Source organism: uncultured Shimia sp. (assembly GCF_947493595.1).
Classification (GTDB): domain Bacteria; phylum Pseudomonadota; class Alphaproteobacteria; order Rhodobacterales; family Rhodobacteraceae; genus Shimia.
The window spans coordinates 449958-469201 of sequence record NZ_CANLRL010000001.1 but is presented as its reverse complement, the minus strand read 5'-3'; the positions used below and the strand labels follow the sequence as shown (position 1 = coordinate 469201).

Below are 19244 nucleotides of genomic sequence, written 5' to 3'. Positions count from 1 at the left end.
CACAGAGCGCGCGTATACGCCCGTAATCCCTTTTTGCCAAGGCCTTATAGGGCCTCAGGCACTGTATTGGAAACGCCGCGTCACAAAAACTGGTTAAAAACCGCCTGCCCTTGCCAGAAAGGGTAATGGCACCCAAGCTGAGATCAAAGCTTTGGAGGATGCCCAAATGACAGAACAGATGCAGCGCATGGTGCTGGCAAGCCGCCCGACCGGGGAACCGCAGGACGAGAATTTTCGTTTGGAAACAGTAGACTTGCCTGCGATCGAAGATGGTGAAGTGCTGGTGCGCGTGCACTATATGTCACTTGATCCTTATATGCGTGGGCGCATGGATGAGGCCAAGTCCTACTCAGCTGCAGTGCAGATTGACGAGACCATGGGTGGCGGAGCTGTGGGCGAGGTGATCGCGTCTAACCACAAAGATTTTGCGCCGGGCGATTTTGCACTAGGCATGTTTGGATGGGCCACGCATGGGGTGGCAAAAGGCCATGAAATGCAAAAGCTTAACCCTGACCTGGCCCCGATCACCACAGCGCTTGGTGTGATGGGGATGCCCGGCTTCACCGGCTGGTACGGCTTGACAGAATTGGGCAAACCCAAAGAGGGCGAAACGCTGGTTGTGGGTGCGGCGACCGGGCCAGTTGGATCTATGGTGGGGCAGATTGCCAAATCCATGGGGCTGCGCGTGGTGGGCATTGCCGGTGGAGCCGAGAAATGTACAAAGGCAACAGAGACTTACGGCTTTGATGCCTGTATCGACCACAAGGCCTTTGAGACAGCAAGCGACTTGCGGAAAGCGGTCGCTGCGGAATGTCCGCAAGGCATTGATATCTACTTTGAAAACGTCGGCGGCAAGCTGTTGGACGCTGTGTTACCGTTGATGAACGTGGGCGGGCGCATTCCCCTTTGTGGCATGATTGCCTGGTACAATGCCGGTGGGCTTGGTGCGGACGCACAAATGGAAAGCCTGACAGGGCCCCGCTTGTGGCGTACCATTCTGGTTAACCAACTGTCAGTGAAAGGTTTTATCATCTCCAACCACTATGACCGCTATGGCGATTTCCTGCGCGACGTGGGGCCAAAACTGGCCGCCGGAGAGATCGCCTATGGCGAAGATATTGCCGAAGGATTGGAGAACGCACCGGCGGCGTTCCGTTCGCTGTTAAAGGGTGGAAACACCGGCAAACAGCTGGTGAAACTGATCTGAGTTGCCACTGACGCAACGGGGGCGATTAAGGTTTGGCCAAAGCCAAAAACTACGTCGGTATCGCGTCAGTATCACGACTGTATTGCGGAGGTGGGGGTTTTGTGCCCCTGCCATCCGGTAAACACAAGGTGCGGCGCGTTAATGCACAAGCAACCGCGCCTCACGCGCTTTCAAAGACGGACGGGCATCCTCGCCATATACATGTAAGCCTTCGCTCAGCAGTTCTGGGAACAGTTCGTAGATTTCATCCTGCACCGCCTGCGCCATGGAGGAGAGCCCCTGTTCGCCCGGCATGAAGCTTTCGCTCGGAATGCCGCCGCCATAGATGATTTCGTGGCAGTCAAACAGCAGGTGCAGGTAAGTGACCTCGCCGCCTTCGACCTGCACCACGGTGTCGCCATTGATCAGCGCCTGCGCCGGGACCAGCACTTCGCTTTCGCCGAAGTTCACCTCGACCCGCCATCCGCGCAGCATCATGCGGTGTTGCGGAGACACCATGAGCGCCACGTCATTGCCAAGCGCGCCCGGTGCAAAGCGGATGGGCGCCAATGCACCACGCGCCGGCACGGTGCGTCGGCCAATCCAGCGCAGGGGCTGAAAACCATGGTCCATTGTCAGGATCATGTCGCCGGGCTCCAGGTCTTCCACCGGACGCTCACCTTTCTGGGTGATGATCTTGGTGCCTTCCACAAAACACGGCACAAAATCCCAGCCCTCACGGCTCGACGTCAGGCCGGAATAGCGGTTGCCCAGCAGGCTATCGAGGCTGATCGATTGGATTGGGCCCGCTTCCAGCGCCGCTTGGTCCGCGTTGTCCGAAAACTCCGGCGCCAGATAAGCGTTGCCGTTGGTGTCTTGAAACAACACGGCAGTATAGGTTGCGGTTGTGCCGTCCACATAGGTGATTGTGGCATTGTAAACCGCCGTGCCGTCAAAGGTCTGCGGGCCGCCGCCATCCACGGTGAACCGGTCATTGGGGCTATTGTCCATATCATAGAACGACCCCACGTCCCCATCAGGCGAGATTTCGACAAAATCATTGACCAGAGGCGCGCCGACCCCGCCAAAGGTCAACCCAACCAAAGCGGAGGCGTTTTCCGCCGTGGTGTTGCCTTCGTTGGTGTCGATGTCAGCCAGTTGGCCAACAGAAATTGCATGAAACGTGGTAGGCATAGACAAATCTGGAGCCGCCCGCGCCGCGACCCTGACAGAGGCCTAGTGCGCGCTGGGAGAAACTCCCCCCCTAAACTGATGAACCGTTACGCAACAACATGGACAGGAACGACCAGATTGTTCAGGGGGAGAAATACCAGAAGAGTCTCACCAACCCGTTTAGGTTGATTGCAAGCGCCGTGCTTCTTTACCTGCCAATTGAATCAAATCCTGCATGTAGGGCTTGTTCAGATCATCAGTGCGTGTCGCAGCAAATAAGGCTCGGGTCAGGCCTTTGTCGGTGATCGGACGTGTCACATAGTCAGAGGAATATTTGACCTCGCGCACAACCCAGTCCGGCAAAACCGACACGCCGCGGTTGGAGGCCACAAGCAACAGGATCACAGCGGTCAGTTCCGCCTGACGCACGGCACCCGGCTCGACCTTGGCCGGTGTCAGCAATTGGGAAAACACGTCAAGACGCGACCGTTCTACCGGATAGGTGATCAGCGTTTCACCGCGAAAGTCCTCTGCTTCGACATAGTCTTTCTGCGCCAAAGGATGGGACGACGAAGCCACAAAGACCGGGGCGTAGTCAAACAGATGGCTGAACGACACATTTGGCATTTTCTCCGGATCAGAGCTGACCACCAGATCCACTTCTTCTTTCTGAAGCGCTGGCATGGCGTCAAAGGCCAGTCCGGGTCGGATGTCGACATCCACATCTGGCCAGTTTTTGCGGAACTGCTCCAGAACCGGGAACAGCCATTCAAAACAGGCATGACATTCAATGGCGATATGCAGGCGGCCAGAGCTGCCCGCGCGCAGACCATTAAATTCCGCTTCAAGTTTTTCGACCTCCGGCAGCACCTGATTGGCCAAACGCAGAAGGCGCGCACCTGCCGCCGATAATTTCATCGGTTTGGAGCGGCGCACAAACAGCTCCACCCCGGCCTGTTCTTCCAAACCTTTGATCTGGTGGGACAAAGCCGATTGCGTGATGTTCAGTTGATCAGCCGCACGGGCCAGACCACCACATTCATGAATGGCGCGCACGGTGCGCAGGTGGCGGAATTCAATGTGCATCTTCATGTGCGGCTCATGACTTTCTTGAGTATTATGAATTTGCGTAAAGATGCCATGTGTGTGACATGAGGACAACCGCAAGTTACAGGATGCCCGTTATGACCACGCCTCAAGTCTCGTTTGAATTTTTTCCGCCGCAAAACCTGCAGGCATCTTTCCGGCTTTGGGACACCGTGCAAACACTGGCACCGCTAAAACCACGTTTTGTTTCTGTGACTTACGGCGCTGGCGGCACCACAAGAGACCTGACCCGCGAGGCCGTAGCGACCTTGCACAAATCCTCTGGCCTGAACGTGGCGGCGCATTTGACCTGCGTAAACGCCTCCAAAGCGGAAACCCTGGACATTGCAGACGGCTTTGCGGCGGCCGGCGTTTCGGAATTGGTGGCACTGCGCGGCGATCCACCAAAAGGCAGCAACGGGTTTGAGCCACACCCCGAAGGCTTTGCCAACTCTCTGGAGCTGATCAGCGCTTTGGCGGATACCGGCAAGTTTACCATTCGCGTGGGCGCCTACCCGGAGAAACACCCGGAAGCAGCCGACATGGCGGCGGACGTGGAATGGCTCAAGCGCAAGATTGACGCTGGCGCGGATGAAGCCATCACGCAGTTCTTCTTTGAGGCAGAGACCTTCCTGCGCTTCCGTGACGCCTGTGCAAAAGCGGGCATCAACGCGCCGATCCTGCCCGGCGTTTTGCCAATTGAGAACTGGAAAGGCGTGCGCAAATTCTCCGAGCGCTGCGGCACCTCTGTGCCGGCTTGGCTGATTGACGCCTTTGAAAAAGCGGAACGGGACAACCGCGAAGACCTGTTAGCCACCGCCGTGTGCACCGAAATGTGCTCTGATTTGCTCGACGAAGGTGTGGACAGCCTGCACTTTTACACAATGAACCGTCCGGAGCTGACCCGCGATGTGTGCCATGCTTTGGGTGTGACACCGGCGGTGAATTTGGAAAACGTGGCGTAACGGGCGCCCTGCCCCTCTTGAGATACAGACAAATCTACGGCCTTCTTTGCTTGGACAAAGGAGGCCGTTTTTATGACTGCACATCACTACGCCGTTTCGGTTGATCAGCTGGCCTCGATGGACACCATCCTGTCGGTGAGCGGATTGGACTTTATGCGTGGGATTATCAATGGCGAGTTGGCCGGGCCACCCATTGGGGAGACTTTGGGGTTTAAACCCATTGTGGCGGATGAAGGCACGGTGACCTTTGAAGGCACGCCGGAGTTCGGCACCATGAACCCGATTGGCACGGTACATGGTGGTTGGTACGGGACAATCTTGGACAGCTGTATGGCCTGCGCCGTTCAGACCATGCTGAAACCCGGACAGATCTACACAACCCTTGAATACAAGATCAACATTCTGCGCCCGATCCCTGTTGGCATGACCGTGCATGCGGTGGGCAAAGTGCAGCATGTAGGGCGCTCCACGGGCATTTCCGTTGGCGAGGTGCGCGGGGTTGAGGATGGCAAGCTTTACGCCACCGGATCAACCACCTGCATCGTCATGCAAGGCCCGAAGCGCTAGTACGGGAGGGCTCTGCCCTCGGTGCAGCAGAGCTGCCCCTTCACACGAGATATTTCTGGAATGAGAAAGCGGGTTGCGCCGGTTCCGTGCCTGTCGCAGGGTCGCTCAAAACTTGGAGGGTGACATGCGTGCTTTGTTGCAACGGGTGAGTGAGGCGCAGGTGCGCGTGGATGGCGCAGTGATTGGCAAATGTGGGCCAGGGTTGATGGTGCTGGTCTGTGCGATGCAGAATGACACCGAAGCGCAAGTGGAAAAGCTCGCCGCCAAAGTGGCCAAGTGTCGGATTTTTCAAGATGAAATCGGCAAGATGAATAAGTCTGTAGCGGATATCGGTGGCAGCGCTTTGGTGATCAGCCAGTTTACGCTGGCGGCGGACACCCGCAGCGGCAATCGGCCGGGGTTTTCCACGGCCGCAGCGCCAGAGGATGGCAAACGGCTTTATGAGTTGTTTGCCCAAAAGCTTGGCGAGGTTGTGCCGGTGGAGACCGGTGAATTTGGCGCGGACATGAAGGTCTCGCTGACCAATGTCGGGCCGGTGTCCATCTGGATGGAGGTCTGAGGTCGAAAAGCCTCAGCTCTTTTTCACAAACTTCGTCAAGATCACAATCCGCTGGCTTTCCACCCGGCCTTCGACGTGCTCAGGGTTGTCCATCACCAGAGAGATATTGCGCACGGCGGTACCCCGTTTGGCTGTGAAGCCTGCGCCTTTCACGGGCAGATCTTTGATCAGCACCACCGTGTCGCCTGATGTGAGCACCACACCGTTGCTGTCGCGATGAACAACCGTATCCTCCGCCGCACTCAGACCAGCCTCTGCCCATGCCTGCACCTCTGGCTCCAGATAAGCCATATCAAGAAGATCACGCGCCCAGGGCGCCTCGGGCAACGCTTTCAGCAAGCGCCACGCCAGGACCTGCACCGCAGGCTCTGTGCTCCAGATCGCCTCATGCAAAAACTGCCAATGTGGCCCGTCCTGTGGGCCGTCCGAGACACCTGTGGCACATGTGGCGCAGAGATCAACAGAAACATCCTGCGGCACGACGGCCACGGGAGATACGGCGCCAGTGGCGCCGCAAAGAGCACAGGGATTGGACATAGAGCGCTCCGCGCTTGAGAGTTACTCGGTCATCGCCAGCGTGGCGTTGATGGCCTTTTGCCAGCCCGCATAACGCCCTTCGCGCCAGCTGTCATCCTGCTTTGGCGTGAACTGGCTCTCTTTTTCCCAGGTCGCGGCAAAGCCCGCCATGTCCGGATAGGCCCCAATCTGCATGCCCGCGAGCCAGGCTGCCCCTTTGGCGGTGCTTTCGGCCACCACTGGCCGGTCCACCGGCGCGCCCAGAATGTCTGACAGGAACTGCATCGCCCAGTCAGAGGCAATCATGCCGCCATCCACCCGCAGCACCGTATCGCCGGAAAAGTCAAAATCCGCCTGCATGGCTTCGAGCAGGTCACGGGTTTGAAACCCAACGCTTTCCAGCGCGGCACGGGAGAACTCTTTGGGGCCGGAACCACGGGTCAAGCCAAAGACGGCGCCCCGCGCTTCCGGGTTCCAATAAGGGGCACCAAGACCCACAAAAGCAGGCACAAGGATCAACTCCTGACCCGGGTCCGCGGCATCGGCCAAGGCGGTGGTTTCAGAGGCATCGTTGATGATGCCCAACCCGTCGCGCAGCCATTGCACCACCGCCCCCGCAATGAAGATCGCGCCTTCCAGCGCATAGGTCGGCTTGCCGTCCAATTGATAGGCAATGGTGGTCAACAGGCGGTTTTGCGAGGTCACCGGCATGTTGCCTGTGTTCAGAAGCGCAAAGCAACCGGTGCCGTAGGTCGACTTCAGCATGCCCGCCTGAAAACAGGCCTGCCCAATGGTGGCAGCCTGTTGATCGCCAGCCACACCGCGAATGGGGATCGCTGCGCCAAACAGATCGGCGTCGGTTTCACCAAAATCGGCGGCACAGTCTTTGACCTCCGGCAGCATCGACATGGGAATGCCCAACAGCGCACAGATGTCCTTGCTCCAGACACCGTTGTGAATGTCATAAATCAACGTGCGTGCCGCGTTCGTGGCGTCGGTGGCATGCACCTTGCCGCCAGTCAGCTTCCAAATCAGGTAGCAATCCACGGTGCCAAACAGCAGCTCGCCCGCCTCCGCCGCTGCGCTGGCGCCTTCAACATTGTCCAAAATCCACTTGATCTTGGTGCCGGAAAAATAGGGATCGAGCAGCAGGCCGGTGGTGGCTTGCACCATCTTCGCATGACCGCCTGCCTTCAGCTCTTCGCAGATCGCAGCAGTGCGGCGATCCTGCCAGACAATGGCGTTGTGCACCGGCTCACCCGTGGTCTTGTTCCACACCAAGGTGGTTTCACGCTGGTTGGTGATGCCAATGGCGTCGATGTCCTTGGCAGAGAGCTTGGCCCGTGCCAGCGCGCCGGAGCAGGTCTCCACCGTGGTGACCCAAATGTCCGCCGGATCATGCTCCACCCAGCCCGATTGCGGGAAGTGCTGCTCAAACTCCAGCTGGGCGCTGGCAATCGGGCGGATGTCTCCGTCAAACACAATCGCGCGGCTGGATGTTGTGCCCTGATCAATGGCGAGAATATGGGTCATCGGTCCCCTCCCTGAACTCTGTTGCTGGCACAGTAGGCGCGCAAAACTGTTACCGCAATCAGGAAGGGCGCCGCTTGACGCTGCGCCCTACTATTTTTTTCGTAGATAGCTTTCTCATTCCCCAAATATCCCGGGGGTGAAGGCACCGCTGCGCGGTGACGAGGGGGCTGCCCCCCTCCCCTTCGTGCCGGATCAGACCGCCGATTCGTCGCTGGTCCATTCCCATGGGCGGACAAAATCGCCAAGCACTTTGCCAACTTCCGCGTCAGTGGCATCGCCTGATTTTTTGATCTGTGCCACCAGACCACGCTTTTTGTCGTCCAGCACAAAGTCCACTTGAGCTGGCACACCAGCTTTATCCAGCGCGGCATCGTAGATACGGGTGATCGCCGCTTTGCGCAGGTCCGGCTTGAAAATTTTGCCAACAGCGGTCTTGGGCAGCTCTGGCATGATCTCCACATATTTCGGATGCGCGGCGCGCTCGTGCACGTGCACCTTTGCGTGGCTCATCAAATCCTCACCTGTCGCGGTCGCACCTTCCACAAGCTCGACATAGACACAGGGCACCTCACCCGAATGCGCGTCCGGTTGGCCAATTGCGCCAGCAAAGGCCACATCGTGATGCGCCAACAACGCCTCTTCGATCTCTGCCGGATCAATGTTGTGACCGCCACGAATGATCAGGTCTTTGGCACGGCCAGTGATCCAGAGGTAGCCATCCTCGTCCAAACGCCCCAAATCCCCTGTGCGCAGGTGGGTGCCGTAGTGGAACAGGTCGGCGTTTTTATCCGCTTCAGTGTAGGTGTTGCCCGCATAAACACCTGGGTTGGAAACACAAATTTCGCCCACTTCATCCGCAGCACATTCCACTGGACCGTCCGGTGTGTTTTTGATGATACGCACATCGGTGTACGGAAACGGCAGGCCGACGGAGCCAACCTTCTTGGCACCAGAGGGCGGGTTGCAGGACACAAGACAGGTGGCCTCGGTCAGGCCGTAGCCTTCGACAATGTCCACACCACAGGTGCTTTCGAAACGCTTGAACAGCTCCATTGGCATCGGCGCGGAGCCGGAGAAGGCGGTTTTCACAGAGGAAATATCCGCATCTACGGGACGCTGCATCAGGGCCGACACCGCGGTTGGCACGGTGATGATGAAGGAGATTTTCCAGCGCTCGATCAGCTTCCAGAAGTTGTCAAACACGCCATCGCCGCGATAGCCCGCCGGGGTTGGGAACACCACATGGGCGCCAGATTTGATTGCCGCCTGCATGATGACATGCACGGCAAACACGTGGAACAGCGGCAGCGGGCACATGATGTTGTCTTCTTCGGTGAAGAGCAGACGGTCGCCAAGCCAGCCGTTGTAGATCATGCCGGAGTAGAGGTGCTGTGCCACTTTCGGCATGCCGGTCGTGCCACCAGTGTGGAAATAGGCCCCCACACGGTCACCTGCGCTATCGGCAAACTGCAAGGTTGTTGGGTACTTCGCCAGCTCTTTGTTGAAGTCTTTGAAGTCCGCGTGCTGCGGGCCGGAAACCTTGGGCCGGATCAGCGGTACAATCCAGGATTTTGGCGGGGTCAGGTATTTGACCAGATCAATTTCCAGAACCGTGTGCACATGTGGGGCGTGGCGCACGGCCTCGGCCACTTTTTGCGCCACATCGGTTTTTGGGAAGCCTTTAAGGGTCACCACCACTTTGGCGTCGGTTTCGCGCAGGATGGCAGAGATCTGCTCCGGCTCCAGCAGCGGGTTGATCGGGTTCACAATGCCCGCAACCATGCCACCAAGCAGCGCATACATGGTCTCGTTACAGTTTGGCAGCACAAAAGCCACGGTGTCTTTTTCACCCACGCCCAGATCGCGGAACATATTGGCCGCTTGCGTGGTCTTGGCGTGCAGCTCGGACCAGGTAACGGTCTCAGCTTTGTCTTTGGGGCCAGAGAAAATCTGATAGCTGACCGCCGGACGGTTTGGAAACTTGTCCTTGGTGTTGGTCAGCATTTCATAAATCGTGGTTGGGTTGCCCCGTTCATCCCACGGTTTTTCGTTCTCGATGGCCTTTAGGTCTGCCAAAGATTCAAAGCTCATAGTCTATTCTCCCCCCTTGGGTTGCTTGCCCCAATCTGCCGGACCTCCGCCAGTCCGACCCACGTTGGACGCGTTCCGTCAAGATGATCCCAAAAACACCTTGCGCCCCGCTCAAGGCCAGCCGAACCTAGGGTCAAGCGTGCCTGAAACGTTACGTCAGATTAACCGTAAAAGGGATGCAGTCCACCTCAAAATCAGCCTGTGGTCGCGCGCGCTTGGAAGCGGCGCGACCTTACTGATTTAGGCAGCGCCCGCGGTGAATTGAAGACGTGCCAGTTTGGCATAGAGCCCGCCTTCGGCCACCAGATCGTCATGACGGCCCTGGGCGACAATGCGGCCCTCTTCCATCACAATGATACGATCGGCCTTTTTCACGGTTGCCAAACGGTGGGCCACGATGATGGTGGTGCGGCTTTCGGCCAGCTCATCCACCGCCGCCTGCACCAGACGTTCGCTTTCCGCATCCAGCGCCGAGGTGGCCTCGTCCAACAATAGCACCGGCGCGTCACGCAGGATGGCGCGCGCGATGGCGATGCGTTGTTTCTGACCACCCGACAACATCACGCCGCGCTCACCTAATGGGCTGTCATAGCCTTCGGGCAGAGCGGTGATGAACTCATGCGCGGCGGCGGCTTTGGCTGCGGCTTCAACTTCGGCATCGGTGGCGTCCAGACGGCCAAAGCGGATGTTTTCGCGCGCGCTGGTGGCAAAGATCACCGGATCTTGCGGCACCAGCGCCATATGCTGCCGGAAATCATCGCGCTGCATCTCTTGCAAGGCGGCACCATCAAGCGTCACCTGCCCTTTGGCCGGATCGTAGAAGCGCTGAATCATTTGAATGATGGTGGTTTTGCCAGCGCCCGACGGGCCAACAAGGGCGACAGTTTCACCGGGTTGAATGGTGAGGTTAACACCATCGAGAGCGGAGATGTTTGGGCGCGACGGATATTGGAACGACACGTCTTTAAACCGGATCTCCCCTTTGACCGGCGCCGGCAGCGCTTTGGGCTGAGCGGGGTCGTTCACGCTGTCTTCTGTGTAAAGCAGCTCCACCAATCGTTCGGTGGCGCCTGCGGCGCGCTGCAGCTCGCTCCAGATTTCGGACAAGGCCCCCACGGCCCCGGCCACCATCACGGAATAGATCACAAATTGTACCAGCACACCAACGCTCATGCCGCCTGCGCGCACGTCACGTGCCCCCATCCACAACACCACCACAACGCCAGTGAAGATCAGGAAGATCACAATCATGGTCAGCAGAGCACGGGTGTTGATCCGGCGCATCGCGGCGCTGAGCGACAGGTCGGTCACGCGGTTGAAGTTGGTACGCGACTGAGCCTCATGGGTGAAGGCTTGAACGGTTTGCACTGACAAAAGGGCTTCGGACGCATTGCCGGAGCTTTCCGCAATCCAGTCCTGGTTTTCCCGGCTGAGTTTGCGCAAACGGCGGCCCAACACCATGATGGGCACAATCACCATCGGCACCACCAAGAGCACCATCAGTGTGAGCTTGGTCGAGGTGAACAGCATCAACATCAGACCACCAAGGAACAAAAGCACGTTGCGCAAGGCAATGGAAATCGAGGAGCCAATCACCGACTGGATCACCGTGGTGTCTGTGGTGATACGGCTCAGCACCTCACCGGTCATGACATTCTCAAAAAACGCCGGGCTCATGTTGATCACCCGCGCAAACACCGCTTTGCGAATGTCGGTGACAACCAGCTCGCCCAGGCGTGTAACCAATAGGTAGCGCAGGGCTGTACCCACAGCCAGCATCGACGCGATACCAAGGGCCGCAAGGAAGTATTTGTCCAACAGGGCGTCACTCTCGGTGCCGAAGTTGTCCACCACGCGACGCACCGCCACCGGCAACATCAACGAGACTGTGGCCGTCAACGTCAGGGCACAAAGCGCCAGAAACACTAGAAAGCGATACGGGGCCAAAAACGGACGCAGCCCACGCAGGGCACCGATGTTCTTGCTTTTCTCACGGTCTTGTTCGGGATTCGCGTGCTGCGGCTGTCTGGCCATTATTCGGTCCTTGGCTGTCGTGTTAGCCGTTAGTGAACGCAGCATGCAGCCGGGTCAAGGTGCCAGATATGCATAAGCCCCATGCACCCCTGCGACATGGGATAGCACCCGACGACAGAGCATTGAAATATCAGGAAGTTTGACCTTGGAGCGGGTAGCGGGAATCGAACCCGCACCTTAAGCTTGGAAGGCTCTTATGATACCATTTCACCATACCCGCCCGAGGTTGGCTTGATGTATTTCAGCCTTTTGAGGAGGTCAAGTGGGTTCCGCCGCTTTCCCGCAACTTGAGCGGAAAATTCGCGCCCGTTTTTGCAACAATTCAATAAATGCCGCGCGGAACAGGCAGCGCGTTACAGAAACAACACATCAATGATGGTCAACACCACAAACACTGGGATCGAAATAACGGTGGCCAAAAGCACGGCGGCGGCTTTGGTCCATGTCACGGCGGGCGCGAATTGCCCCATTACGGCGGATTGTTTTGACTTTCTCATTGTTTCATTAACCATGAATTAGGTTTCAGATGCGTTAATCGCGGACATGTTGGATGCCTCCCTCCCCCTCCCCGCGCGACCGTTGCAGCAGAGTGACGAATACCGGCAGGCTTTGTCGCTGACCGAGACGCAGACCAAGACGTTGCGCGATGGCACATTGGTACTGCGCCGCCAGATTGGTGGCGTGAATGTCGCCATGCTGCCGCGCGCCACAATTGCGAAAGCCACCCTGCCCGGTTTGATCCGCGAGGCCGGTTTGCGGCGCGAAGTGTTGGTGCTCAACCCGGACCATCCGGCCCCCTGGCTGGGCGATCTTGGCGCCGTGCCGGTGATGACGCCAACCCATGTGGCAGAGCTCCCCCTGACCGGCGACCTGCGCGGGAAAATGCACCAAAAATGGCGCAACCGCTTGGTGTTTGCCGAAAGCCAAGGTCTGCGCGTGACGCGCCAGAACCTGCCAATCAAGCCCGACAACTGGATTTTGCAGCAGGACGCGCAGCAACAGGCATCACGCGGCTATGCGACTTGGTCAGACGCGCTGACGCTGGCCTACAGCAAGGCCAATCGCGGCAGCGCAAAACTGTTCACCGCGTTTGATGGCAAGACACCCGTCGCGGCAATGCTGTTCCTGTGTCACGGCGACAGCGCGACCTATCACATCAGCCACACCACCGAAGCCGGTCGCGCAGCCAGCGCGCACAATCTGCTTGTGTGGGAAGGTATGAACTGGCTGGCGGGCAAAGGCGTGACCACGCTGGAGCTGGGTCAGGTAGACACCGAAAAAGCCGCCGGACTGGCGCGATTTAAGCTCGGCACCGGCGCCACCCTGCGGCCCTTGGGCGGCAGTTGGATCTGGTGGCCACCTTTAGGCAAGCTGTTGTCGCCTTTGAAGCTATTGGACCGCAAGGCGATGACGGCAGGTTAACCCCTGCCGATATGCGCCGTGGCTTCGATCTCCAAAAGCGCTTCGTCTTCCACAAGATCAGCAACGACCACCAAAGACATGGCCGGGAAATGCCGTCCCATGACCGCGCGGTAGGCTTGGCCAACCTCGCGTTGATGCGCGAGGTACTCAGATTTGCTTTTCACAAACCACGTCAGCCGCGCAATGTCGCTGGGCTGCCCGCCTGCTGCTTCGACGATCTCACGAATGTTCTGCAGAACCTGCGTCATTTGGCCAATGAAATCATGGCTTTCAAAGACCTTCTGACTGTTCCAGCCAATCTGCCCGCCGATATGCAGCGTGCCGTCTTCAGCCAACATGCCGTTGGCGTAACCCAACGCGGGCGCCCAGCCCTCAGGATGTATTGTTTTCAAACCCATAGTCCTCGTCTTACGTCACGCGTGAACGCACGTTGTACTTTTCTGCGCGCCAATGTTCATTGGTCATCACATCTTCGATGATCTCTGCTGCCGCCACAATATCCGCGTCATCCAGATAGAGCGGTGTAAAGCCAAAGCGCATAATGTTGGGCGCGCGGAAGTCACCAATCACGCCGCGATCAATGATCGCCTGCATCGCCGGATAGCCCTGCTCAAAGGCAAACGACACCTGCGAGCCACGTGCATTGGAGTCCCGTGGGCTGGCGAGCGATAGCATGGGACAGCGCGCCTCGACCTCTTTGACAAACAGATCAGACAGGCGTTGCGACGCGGCCCGCAGCTCCGCCATGTCGACACCATCCCAAGCCTTGAGCGCTTCTTGCAAAACGCCCAATTGCAAGATCGGCGGCGTGCCAACGCGCATACGCTCGGTGGCGGAGGCGGGGCGGTAGTTCAGCTCCATCGCAAAGGGCGCATCATGGCCCAGCCAGCCGGAGAGCGCGGGTTCTATGCTCTCCACGATGTCAGGGCGTACATAGATAAACGCCGGCGCGCCCGGCCCGCCGTTGAGGTATTTGTAGGTACAACCGACGGCAAACTCGGCGTTGCATCCCGCCATATCCACCTGCACCGCGCCGGCGGAATGCGCGAGATCCCAGATCATCACCGCGCCAACCTCATGTGCGCGCTTGGTGATGGCCTGCATGTCATGCATGCGGCCAGAGCGGTAATCCACCTGCGTCAGCATCACCACAGCGACCTCCTCAGAGATGGCCTCGGCCACATCCTCTGGCGCCGGTGTGCGCAACTCATATCCTTGATCCAAGGTCTTGATCAGCCCTTCGGCCATATAGAGGTCGGAGGGAAAGTTGCCATTGTCAGACAGGATTACCTTGCGATCTGGGCGCATTTTTAACGCCGCCGCCAAGGCCTGATAGACTTTGATCGACAGCGTGTCGCCGGTGGCCACAGAACCCGCAGGCGCGCCGATCAAGTCAGCAAGCCGGTCGCCCACCACCTGTGGCAAGGCCATCCAGCCGGCGGTGTTCCATGCCTTGATAAGCTGCCCGCCCCACTCTTCGGTGATGGTCTTTTGGGCCCGCTCGGCGGCACCTTTGGGCAGCACGCCCAAAGAATTTCCATCGAGGTAGATCACGCCCTCAGGCACATCAAACAGCTCTTTTCTGGGAAGCGAAACGCCCATGCTCACAAATCTCCGCGCAGGTGCCAAAGTTCGGGGAAGAGTTCCACATCCAGCATCCTGCGCAGATACTGCACGCCCGACGTGCCGCCGGTCCCGCGTTTGAATCCAATCACCCGCTCCACCGTGGTGACGTGGTTAAACCGCCAGCGGCGGAAGTAATCCTCCAGATCGACCAATTTTTCCGCCAACTCATAAAGACGCCAATGAGTATCCACATCCTCATAAACGGTTTTCCAGCGCGCCTGAACCTCATCAACCACAGAGTGCGGCTGATTGAGCTGCGGTGCGGGCATGGCGCTGTCATCCCCATCCAGCGAGACATAAAGATAGCGGATCACCTCGTCATAGAAACTCGGTTGTGCCAGTTCTGCTTCCAATGCTGCCTTGGCTACGGGCACATGGGCGTGCGGCTTCACCATATTGGGATTACGGTTGCCCAGCACATATTCGATCAACCGGTATTGGTGGCTCTGAAAACCGGAGCTTGGCCCCAGGCTCTCACGGAACGTGGTGTAATCCGCTGGAGTCATCGTGCGCAGCACGTCCCAGGCGTTGTTGAGCTGTTCAAAAATCCGGCTCACGCGGGCCAACATCTTGAACATGTGGCTGAGATCACCTGATTTGAGCGCCTCTCGCGCCGCGCCCAATTCATGCAAGGCGAGCTTCATCCACAGCTCCGACGTTTGGTGCTGGATGATAAACAGCATCTCGTCATGCGCCTCGGACTGCGGGTGCTGCTGGTTCAGGATGCCGTCCAGATGAAGATAGTCGCCATAAGACATGGCATCTTTGAAGGACATTTTGGCGCCGTCGGTCGACGGATCATAAGCTGTATCGGTCATTGGGTTGTCCTTAGTTGGCTGGCTTCAGACGGAAGCGCTGAATTTTGCCGGTTTCCGTCTTGGGAAGCGCGTCAGTGAACACCACCGAGCGCGGATATTTGTAAGGGGCGATGGTGGATTTCACGTGATCCTGAAGCACTTTGGCCGTGGTGTCGTCCGACGCAAAACCTACGGCGGGCACCACATGTGCCTCGACAATCGCGCCGCGCGCCTCATCGGGCACGCCGATTACGGCACATTCTGCCACTGCCTCATGCGCCAACAAAGCAGCCTCCACCTCAGGCCCAGCGATGTTGTAGCCGGAAGAAATGATCATGTCGTCATTGCGGGCGGCAAAGTGGAAATAGCCATCTTCGTCCTGCCAAAAAGCATCACCGGAGATGTTCCAGCCATCCACCACATATTCGTCCTGCCGTTCACCGCCCAGATAGCGACAGCCGGTTGGGCCACGCACGGCCAATCGCCCAACCTCACCACGCGGCAAGGATGCGCCATCCAGCCCCACCACTTTGGCCTCATAGCCCGTCACAGGTTTGCCGGTACAGGCAGGGCGGTGATCGTCAAACCGGTTGGAGATAAAGATGTGCAACAGTTCAGTGGCACCAATGCCATCCAGCATCGGCTTGCCGGTTTTAGCCTGCCATTCTTCGTAGACCGGCGCGGGCAACGTCTCCCCGGCACTCACGGCAGAGCGCAGAGACGACAGGTCCGCCCCCTCGTCCATCGCCGCCAACATCGCGCGATAAGCTGTCGGCGCGGTGAAACAGACGGTGGCTTTATACTTCTCGATGATCTCAATCATATTGGGCGGCGTGGCCTGCTCCAACAAAGTCGCCGCCGCGCCAAAACGCAGAGGAAAGATCGCCAGCCCACCAAGCCCAAAAGTGAAGGCCAAAGGTGGCGAGCCAACAAAGACGTCTTCCGGCTGCACGTCCAGCACTTCTTTGGCATAGCCGTCGGCAATGATCATCAGATCCCGGTGGAAATGCATGGTGCCTTTCGGCTCACCAGTGCTGCCCGAGGTGAACCCAATCAACGCAACATCATCCGCTGCCGTTGGCACCGCCTCAAACGTCACGGGCTTTTCAAGTGCCAGCCGATCCAGCTCAGCATCATGGTTGGCCGTGCCATCAAAACCAATGACCTTCAAGCCATCGCAGGCCTCAGCACAGGCCGTCATTTCCTCCATCAACCGCGTGTCACAAATCGCGTGGCTGATCTCTGCCTTCTCCACATATTTGCTCAACTCCACCGCGCGCAGCATCGGCATGGTGTTCACCACCACCGCGCCCGCCTTGGTCGCCGCCAGCCAACAGGCCACCATCGCCGGGTTGTTGGCAGAGCGGATAAGCACGCGATTTCCCGGCCTTACCCCCAGATCTTCAACCAACACATGCGCCAACCGGTTGGTCCAGTCCGTCAGTTCCTTGTAGGTCCGACGCCGGCCATTGCCGATCAGTGCGGTGTTGTCGCCAAAACCTTTGGCCACCATGCCATCGGTCAATTCCCAGCCGGCGTTCATCTGCTCCGGATAGTCAAACCCCGCCAACAGCAGGTCCGGCCACATCTCCTTGGGGGGGAGATTGTCCCGCGTGAAGCTGTCCTCATGTGCGCTGGCGCCCATCATTTTCCCGCTCCTTCTGCTGCTGCATTGGCCAAGGTCTGGCGTGCAATCACAACACGTTGCACATCGCTCGCCCCCTCATAAATCCGCAAGGCCCGGATCTCGCGATAGAGCCGTTCGACCACCTCGCCGGATTTTACGCCATCGCCGCCAAACAGCTGCACCGCCTTGTCGATCACCTGCTGCGCATGGTCGGTGGCAAAGAGTTTGGCCATCGCCGCTTCGCGCGTCACCCGTGGTGCACCGGAATCCTTGGCCCAGGCCGCGCGATAAACCAAGAGCGCGGCCGCATCCACATCCAGCGCCATATCCGCAATATGCCCCTGCACCATCTGTAACTCAAACAATGGCGCGCCCTGCACCTCCCGCGCCTGCACCCGCGCCACTGCCTCATCCAATGCCCGCCGGGCAAAGCCCAAAGCCGCCGCCGCCACAGTGGATCGAAACACATCCAGCACCGACATGGCGATGGCGAAGCCACGGCCTGCGTCGCCAATCAGCGCGCTGACCGGAATACGACACGCCTCAAAGCGAAGAGTTGCCAGCGGATGCGGTGCGATGGTTTCCAAGCGCTCAATCACGGATAAACCGGGCGTGTCTGCGGGCACAACAAAGGCACTCAATCCCTTGGCCCCCGGCGCTTCACCCGTGCGGGCAAACACCGTGTAAACGTCAGCAATGCCGCCATTGGAAATCCAAGTCTTTTCGCCATTCAGTACAAAGTGATCGCCGTCTAGCGTCGCGGTCATGGTGGAATTGGCCACATCAGAGCCGGACTGTGGTTCCGTCAGCGCAAACCCTGCAATGGCTTTGCCTGCACGTGTCAACGGCAACCACGCAGCCTTCTGACGCGCGGAGCCAAACAGAGAAATGGCTCCGGTGCCCAGCCCCTGCATGGCAAAGGCAAAATCTGCCAAGCCATCATGGCGCGCCAAAATCTCCCGACTCAAACAGAGGGTCCGCACATCCAACGCGCCTTCCTCAGACGCTGTGACCTGCAAGAACCCCGCGTCGCCCAAACGCGCCACCAGATCACGACAGGTGCCATCCACATCCGCATGGCTCACCGACGCCAAGGCACTCTCGGCCCAGACCTCCAGTTCCGCCGCCCGCGCACGATGGGCCTCCTCAAAGAAAGGCCAGTCCAAAAAAGTCTGATCCGCCATGTAAAGCCTCCCCTGCTTCATTTGGCCTTAAATATCCCGGGGGTACGGGGGCTGCCCCCCCGCCTGTCCCGACGCGATCAGTCGCCCTCAAACACCGGCCGTTCTTTGGCAACAAAGGCATGATAGGCGCGGTGGAAATCCTGCCCCTGCATGCAAATCGCCTGTGCCTGTGCCTCTGCCTCGATGGCCTGCTCAATCGACATCGACCATTCCTGCGCCAGCATGGTTTTGGTCATCATATTGGCAAAACCCGGCCCATCCGCGATGCGCCGCGCCAAAGCCTGCGCCTCTGCCATCAAAGCATCCGCCGCGACCACGCGGTTGAAATAGCCCCAGGCATGACCTTCTTCCGCAGTCATCGCGCGGCCCAAATACAGCAGCTCCGCCGCCCGGCCCTGTCCAATGATACGAGGCAGGATCGCACAGGCCCCCATGTCGCACCCTGCCAAACCCACGCGGTTGAACAGGAAGGCCGTCTTGGCTTCGGGCGTGGCAATGCGCAGATCAGACGCCATCGAAATGATCGCCCCGGCGCCTGCACAAATCCCATCGACAGCCGCAATGATCGGCTTGCCGCAGTTCACCATGGCTTTGACCAGATCGCCGGTCATACGTGTGAATGCCAAAAGCTCTTTCATAGTCATCTTGGTCAGCGGGCCGATGATGTCATGCACATCACCGCCGGAGCTGAAATTGCCACCGTTGGGGGCAAAGACCACCGCCTTGACCGTGTCATCATAGCTCAGATCGCGAAACCAGTCGCGCAGCTCGGCATAGCTGTCAAAGGTCAGCGGGTTTTTCCGCTCCGGGCGGTTCAATTGCACCGTCGCGATGCCATCCACAACACTGCACAAAAAGTGCTCCACATCCGTGCGCAT

The 19244-nt window shown here is 58.5% G+C and carries 18 protein-coding genes and 1 tRNA gene; 5 read left to right on the top strand and 14 right to left on the bottom strand.

The window, feature by feature from the left end:
• Positions 1-166: 166 nt before the first annotated feature.
• Positions 167-1207, top strand: coding sequence for an NADP-dependent oxidoreductase (locus Q0955_RS02355; protein WP_299419386.1), 1041 nt, complete (start codon positions 167-169; stop codon positions 1205-1207).
• A gap of 138 nt (positions 1208-1345) precedes the next feature.
• On the opposite strand, the gene Q0955_RS02350 is transcribed toward Q0955_RS02355, so the two are convergent.
• Entirely contained in the window at positions 1346-2380 is a 1035-nt protein-coding gene (locus Q0955_RS02350) for a Hint domain-containing protein (RefSeq protein WP_299419384.1), read from the bottom strand.
• Between the two features lie 159 nt (positions 2381-2539).
• Complete coding sequence (locus Q0955_RS02345; protein WP_299421012.1) at positions 2540-3445, bottom strand: LysR family transcriptional regulator; 906 nt, start codon at positions 3443-3445, stop codon at positions 2540-2542.
• Positions 3446-3543: 98 nt separating this feature from the next.
• Between Q0955_RS02345 and metF the strand changes: the two genes are divergently transcribed.
• From metF to dtd, 3 genes are all read left to right on the top strand, one after another.
• Positions 3544-4410 (top strand): methylenetetrahydrofolate reductase [NAD(P)H], encoded by an 867-nt coding sequence (metF, locus tag Q0955_RS02340; RefSeq protein WP_299419381.1) that lies wholly within the window; start codon positions 3544-3546, stop codon positions 4408-4410.
• Positions 4411-4482: 72 nt separating this feature from the next.
• Positions 4483-4977 carry a PaaI family thioesterase gene (locus Q0955_RS02335; RefSeq protein WP_299419379.1) on the top strand — a complete coding sequence of 165 codons (495 nt, stop codon included), beginning with the start codon at positions 4483-4485 and terminating at the stop codon, positions 4975-4977.
• A gap of 124 nt (positions 4978-5101) precedes the next feature.
• Positions 5102-5536 carry a D-aminoacyl-tRNA deacylase gene (gene dtd / locus Q0955_RS02330; RefSeq protein ID WP_299419377.1) on the top strand — a complete coding sequence of 145 codons (435 nt, stop codon included), beginning with the start codon at positions 5102-5104 and terminating at the stop codon, positions 5534-5536.
• Between the two features lie 12 nt (positions 5537-5548).
• On the opposite strand, the gene Q0955_RS02325 is transcribed toward dtd, so the two are convergent.
• The 6 genes from Q0955_RS02325 to Q0955_RS02300 all read right to left on the bottom strand — a co-directional run bounded on the left by Q0955_RS02325 (position 5549) and on the right by Q0955_RS02300 (position 12207).
• Entirely contained in the window at positions 5549-6073 is a 525-nt protein-coding gene (locus Q0955_RS02325) for an alkylphosphonate utilization protein (protein ID WP_299419374.1), read from the bottom strand.
• A 21-nt stretch (positions 6074-6094) separates the two neighbouring features.
• On the bottom strand, positions 6095-7585 hold the full coding sequence (gene glpK / locus Q0955_RS02320) for a glycerol kinase GlpK (RefSeq protein ID WP_299419371.1): 1491 nt from the start codon (positions 7583-7585) through the stop codon (positions 6095-6097).
• 192 nt (positions 7586-7777) lie between these two features.
• Positions 7778-9676, bottom strand: a complete 1899-nt coding sequence (locus Q0955_RS02315; RefSeq protein ID WP_299419368.1) for an acyl-CoA synthetase — start codon at positions 9674-9676, stop codon at positions 7778-7780.
• Positions 9677-9916: 240 nt separating this feature from the next.
• The gene (locus Q0955_RS02310; RefSeq protein WP_299419366.1) at positions 9917-11710 is read right to left on the bottom strand and encodes an ABC transporter transmembrane domain-containing protein; all 1794 of its coding nucleotides are present in this window, start codon (positions 11708-11710) and stop codon (positions 9917-9919) included.
• Positions 11711-11856: 146 nt separating this feature from the next.
• Positions 11857-11930: transfer RNA gene (locus Q0955_RS02305), tRNA-Gly, on the bottom strand.
• A gap of 133 nt (positions 11931-12063) precedes the next feature.
• Positions 12064-12207, bottom strand: coding sequence for a hypothetical protein (locus tag Q0955_RS02300; RefSeq protein WP_299419364.1), 144 nt, complete (start codon positions 12205-12207; stop codon positions 12064-12066).
• Between the two features lie 46 nt (positions 12208-12253).
• On the opposite strand from Q0955_RS02300, the gene Q0955_RS02295 reads away from it, so the two are divergent.
• On the top strand, positions 12254-13132 hold the full coding sequence (locus Q0955_RS02295) for a GNAT family N-acetyltransferase (RefSeq protein WP_299419362.1): 879 nt from the start codon (positions 12254-12256) through the stop codon (positions 13130-13132).
• On the opposite strand, the gene Q0955_RS02290 is transcribed toward Q0955_RS02295, so the two are convergent.
• The 6 genes from Q0955_RS02290 to Q0955_RS02265 form a co-directional block, all read right to left on the bottom strand.
• Positions 13129-13530 carry a RidA family protein gene (locus Q0955_RS02290; RefSeq protein WP_295176707.1) on the bottom strand — a complete coding sequence of 134 codons (402 nt, stop codon included), beginning with the start codon at positions 13528-13530 and terminating at the stop codon, positions 13129-13131. The genes Q0955_RS02295 and Q0955_RS02290 overlap by 4 nt on opposite strands.
• A 10-nt stretch (positions 13531-13540) precedes the next feature.
• The gene (gene kynU, locus Q0955_RS02285) at positions 13541-14734 is read right to left on the bottom strand and encodes a kynureninase (RefSeq protein ID WP_299419358.1); all 1194 of its coding nucleotides are present in this window, start codon (positions 14732-14734) and stop codon (positions 13541-13543) included.
• A gap of 2 nt (positions 14735-14736) precedes the next feature.
• The gene (locus Q0955_RS02280) at positions 14737-15576 is read right to left on the bottom strand and encodes a tryptophan 2,3-dioxygenase family protein (protein ID WP_299419355.1); all 840 of its coding nucleotides are present in this window, start codon (positions 15574-15576) and stop codon (positions 14737-14739) included.
• Between the two features lie 10 nt (positions 15577-15586).
• The gene (locus Q0955_RS02275) at positions 15587-17203 is read right to left on the bottom strand and encodes an AMP-binding protein (RefSeq protein ID WP_299419353.1); all 1617 of its coding nucleotides are present in this window, start codon (positions 17201-17203) and stop codon (positions 15587-15589) included.
• Positions 17200-18366, bottom strand: coding sequence for an acyl-CoA dehydrogenase family protein (locus Q0955_RS02270; protein ID WP_299419351.1), 1167 nt, complete (start codon positions 18364-18366; stop codon positions 17200-17202). The genes Q0955_RS02275 and Q0955_RS02270 overlap by 4 nt, the downstream gene beginning before the upstream one ends.
• A 77-nt stretch (positions 18367-18443) precedes the next feature.
• Complete coding sequence (locus tag Q0955_RS02265; RefSeq protein ID WP_299419348.1) at positions 18444-19244, bottom strand: enoyl-CoA hydratase family protein; 801 nt, start codon at positions 19242-19244, stop codon at positions 18444-18446.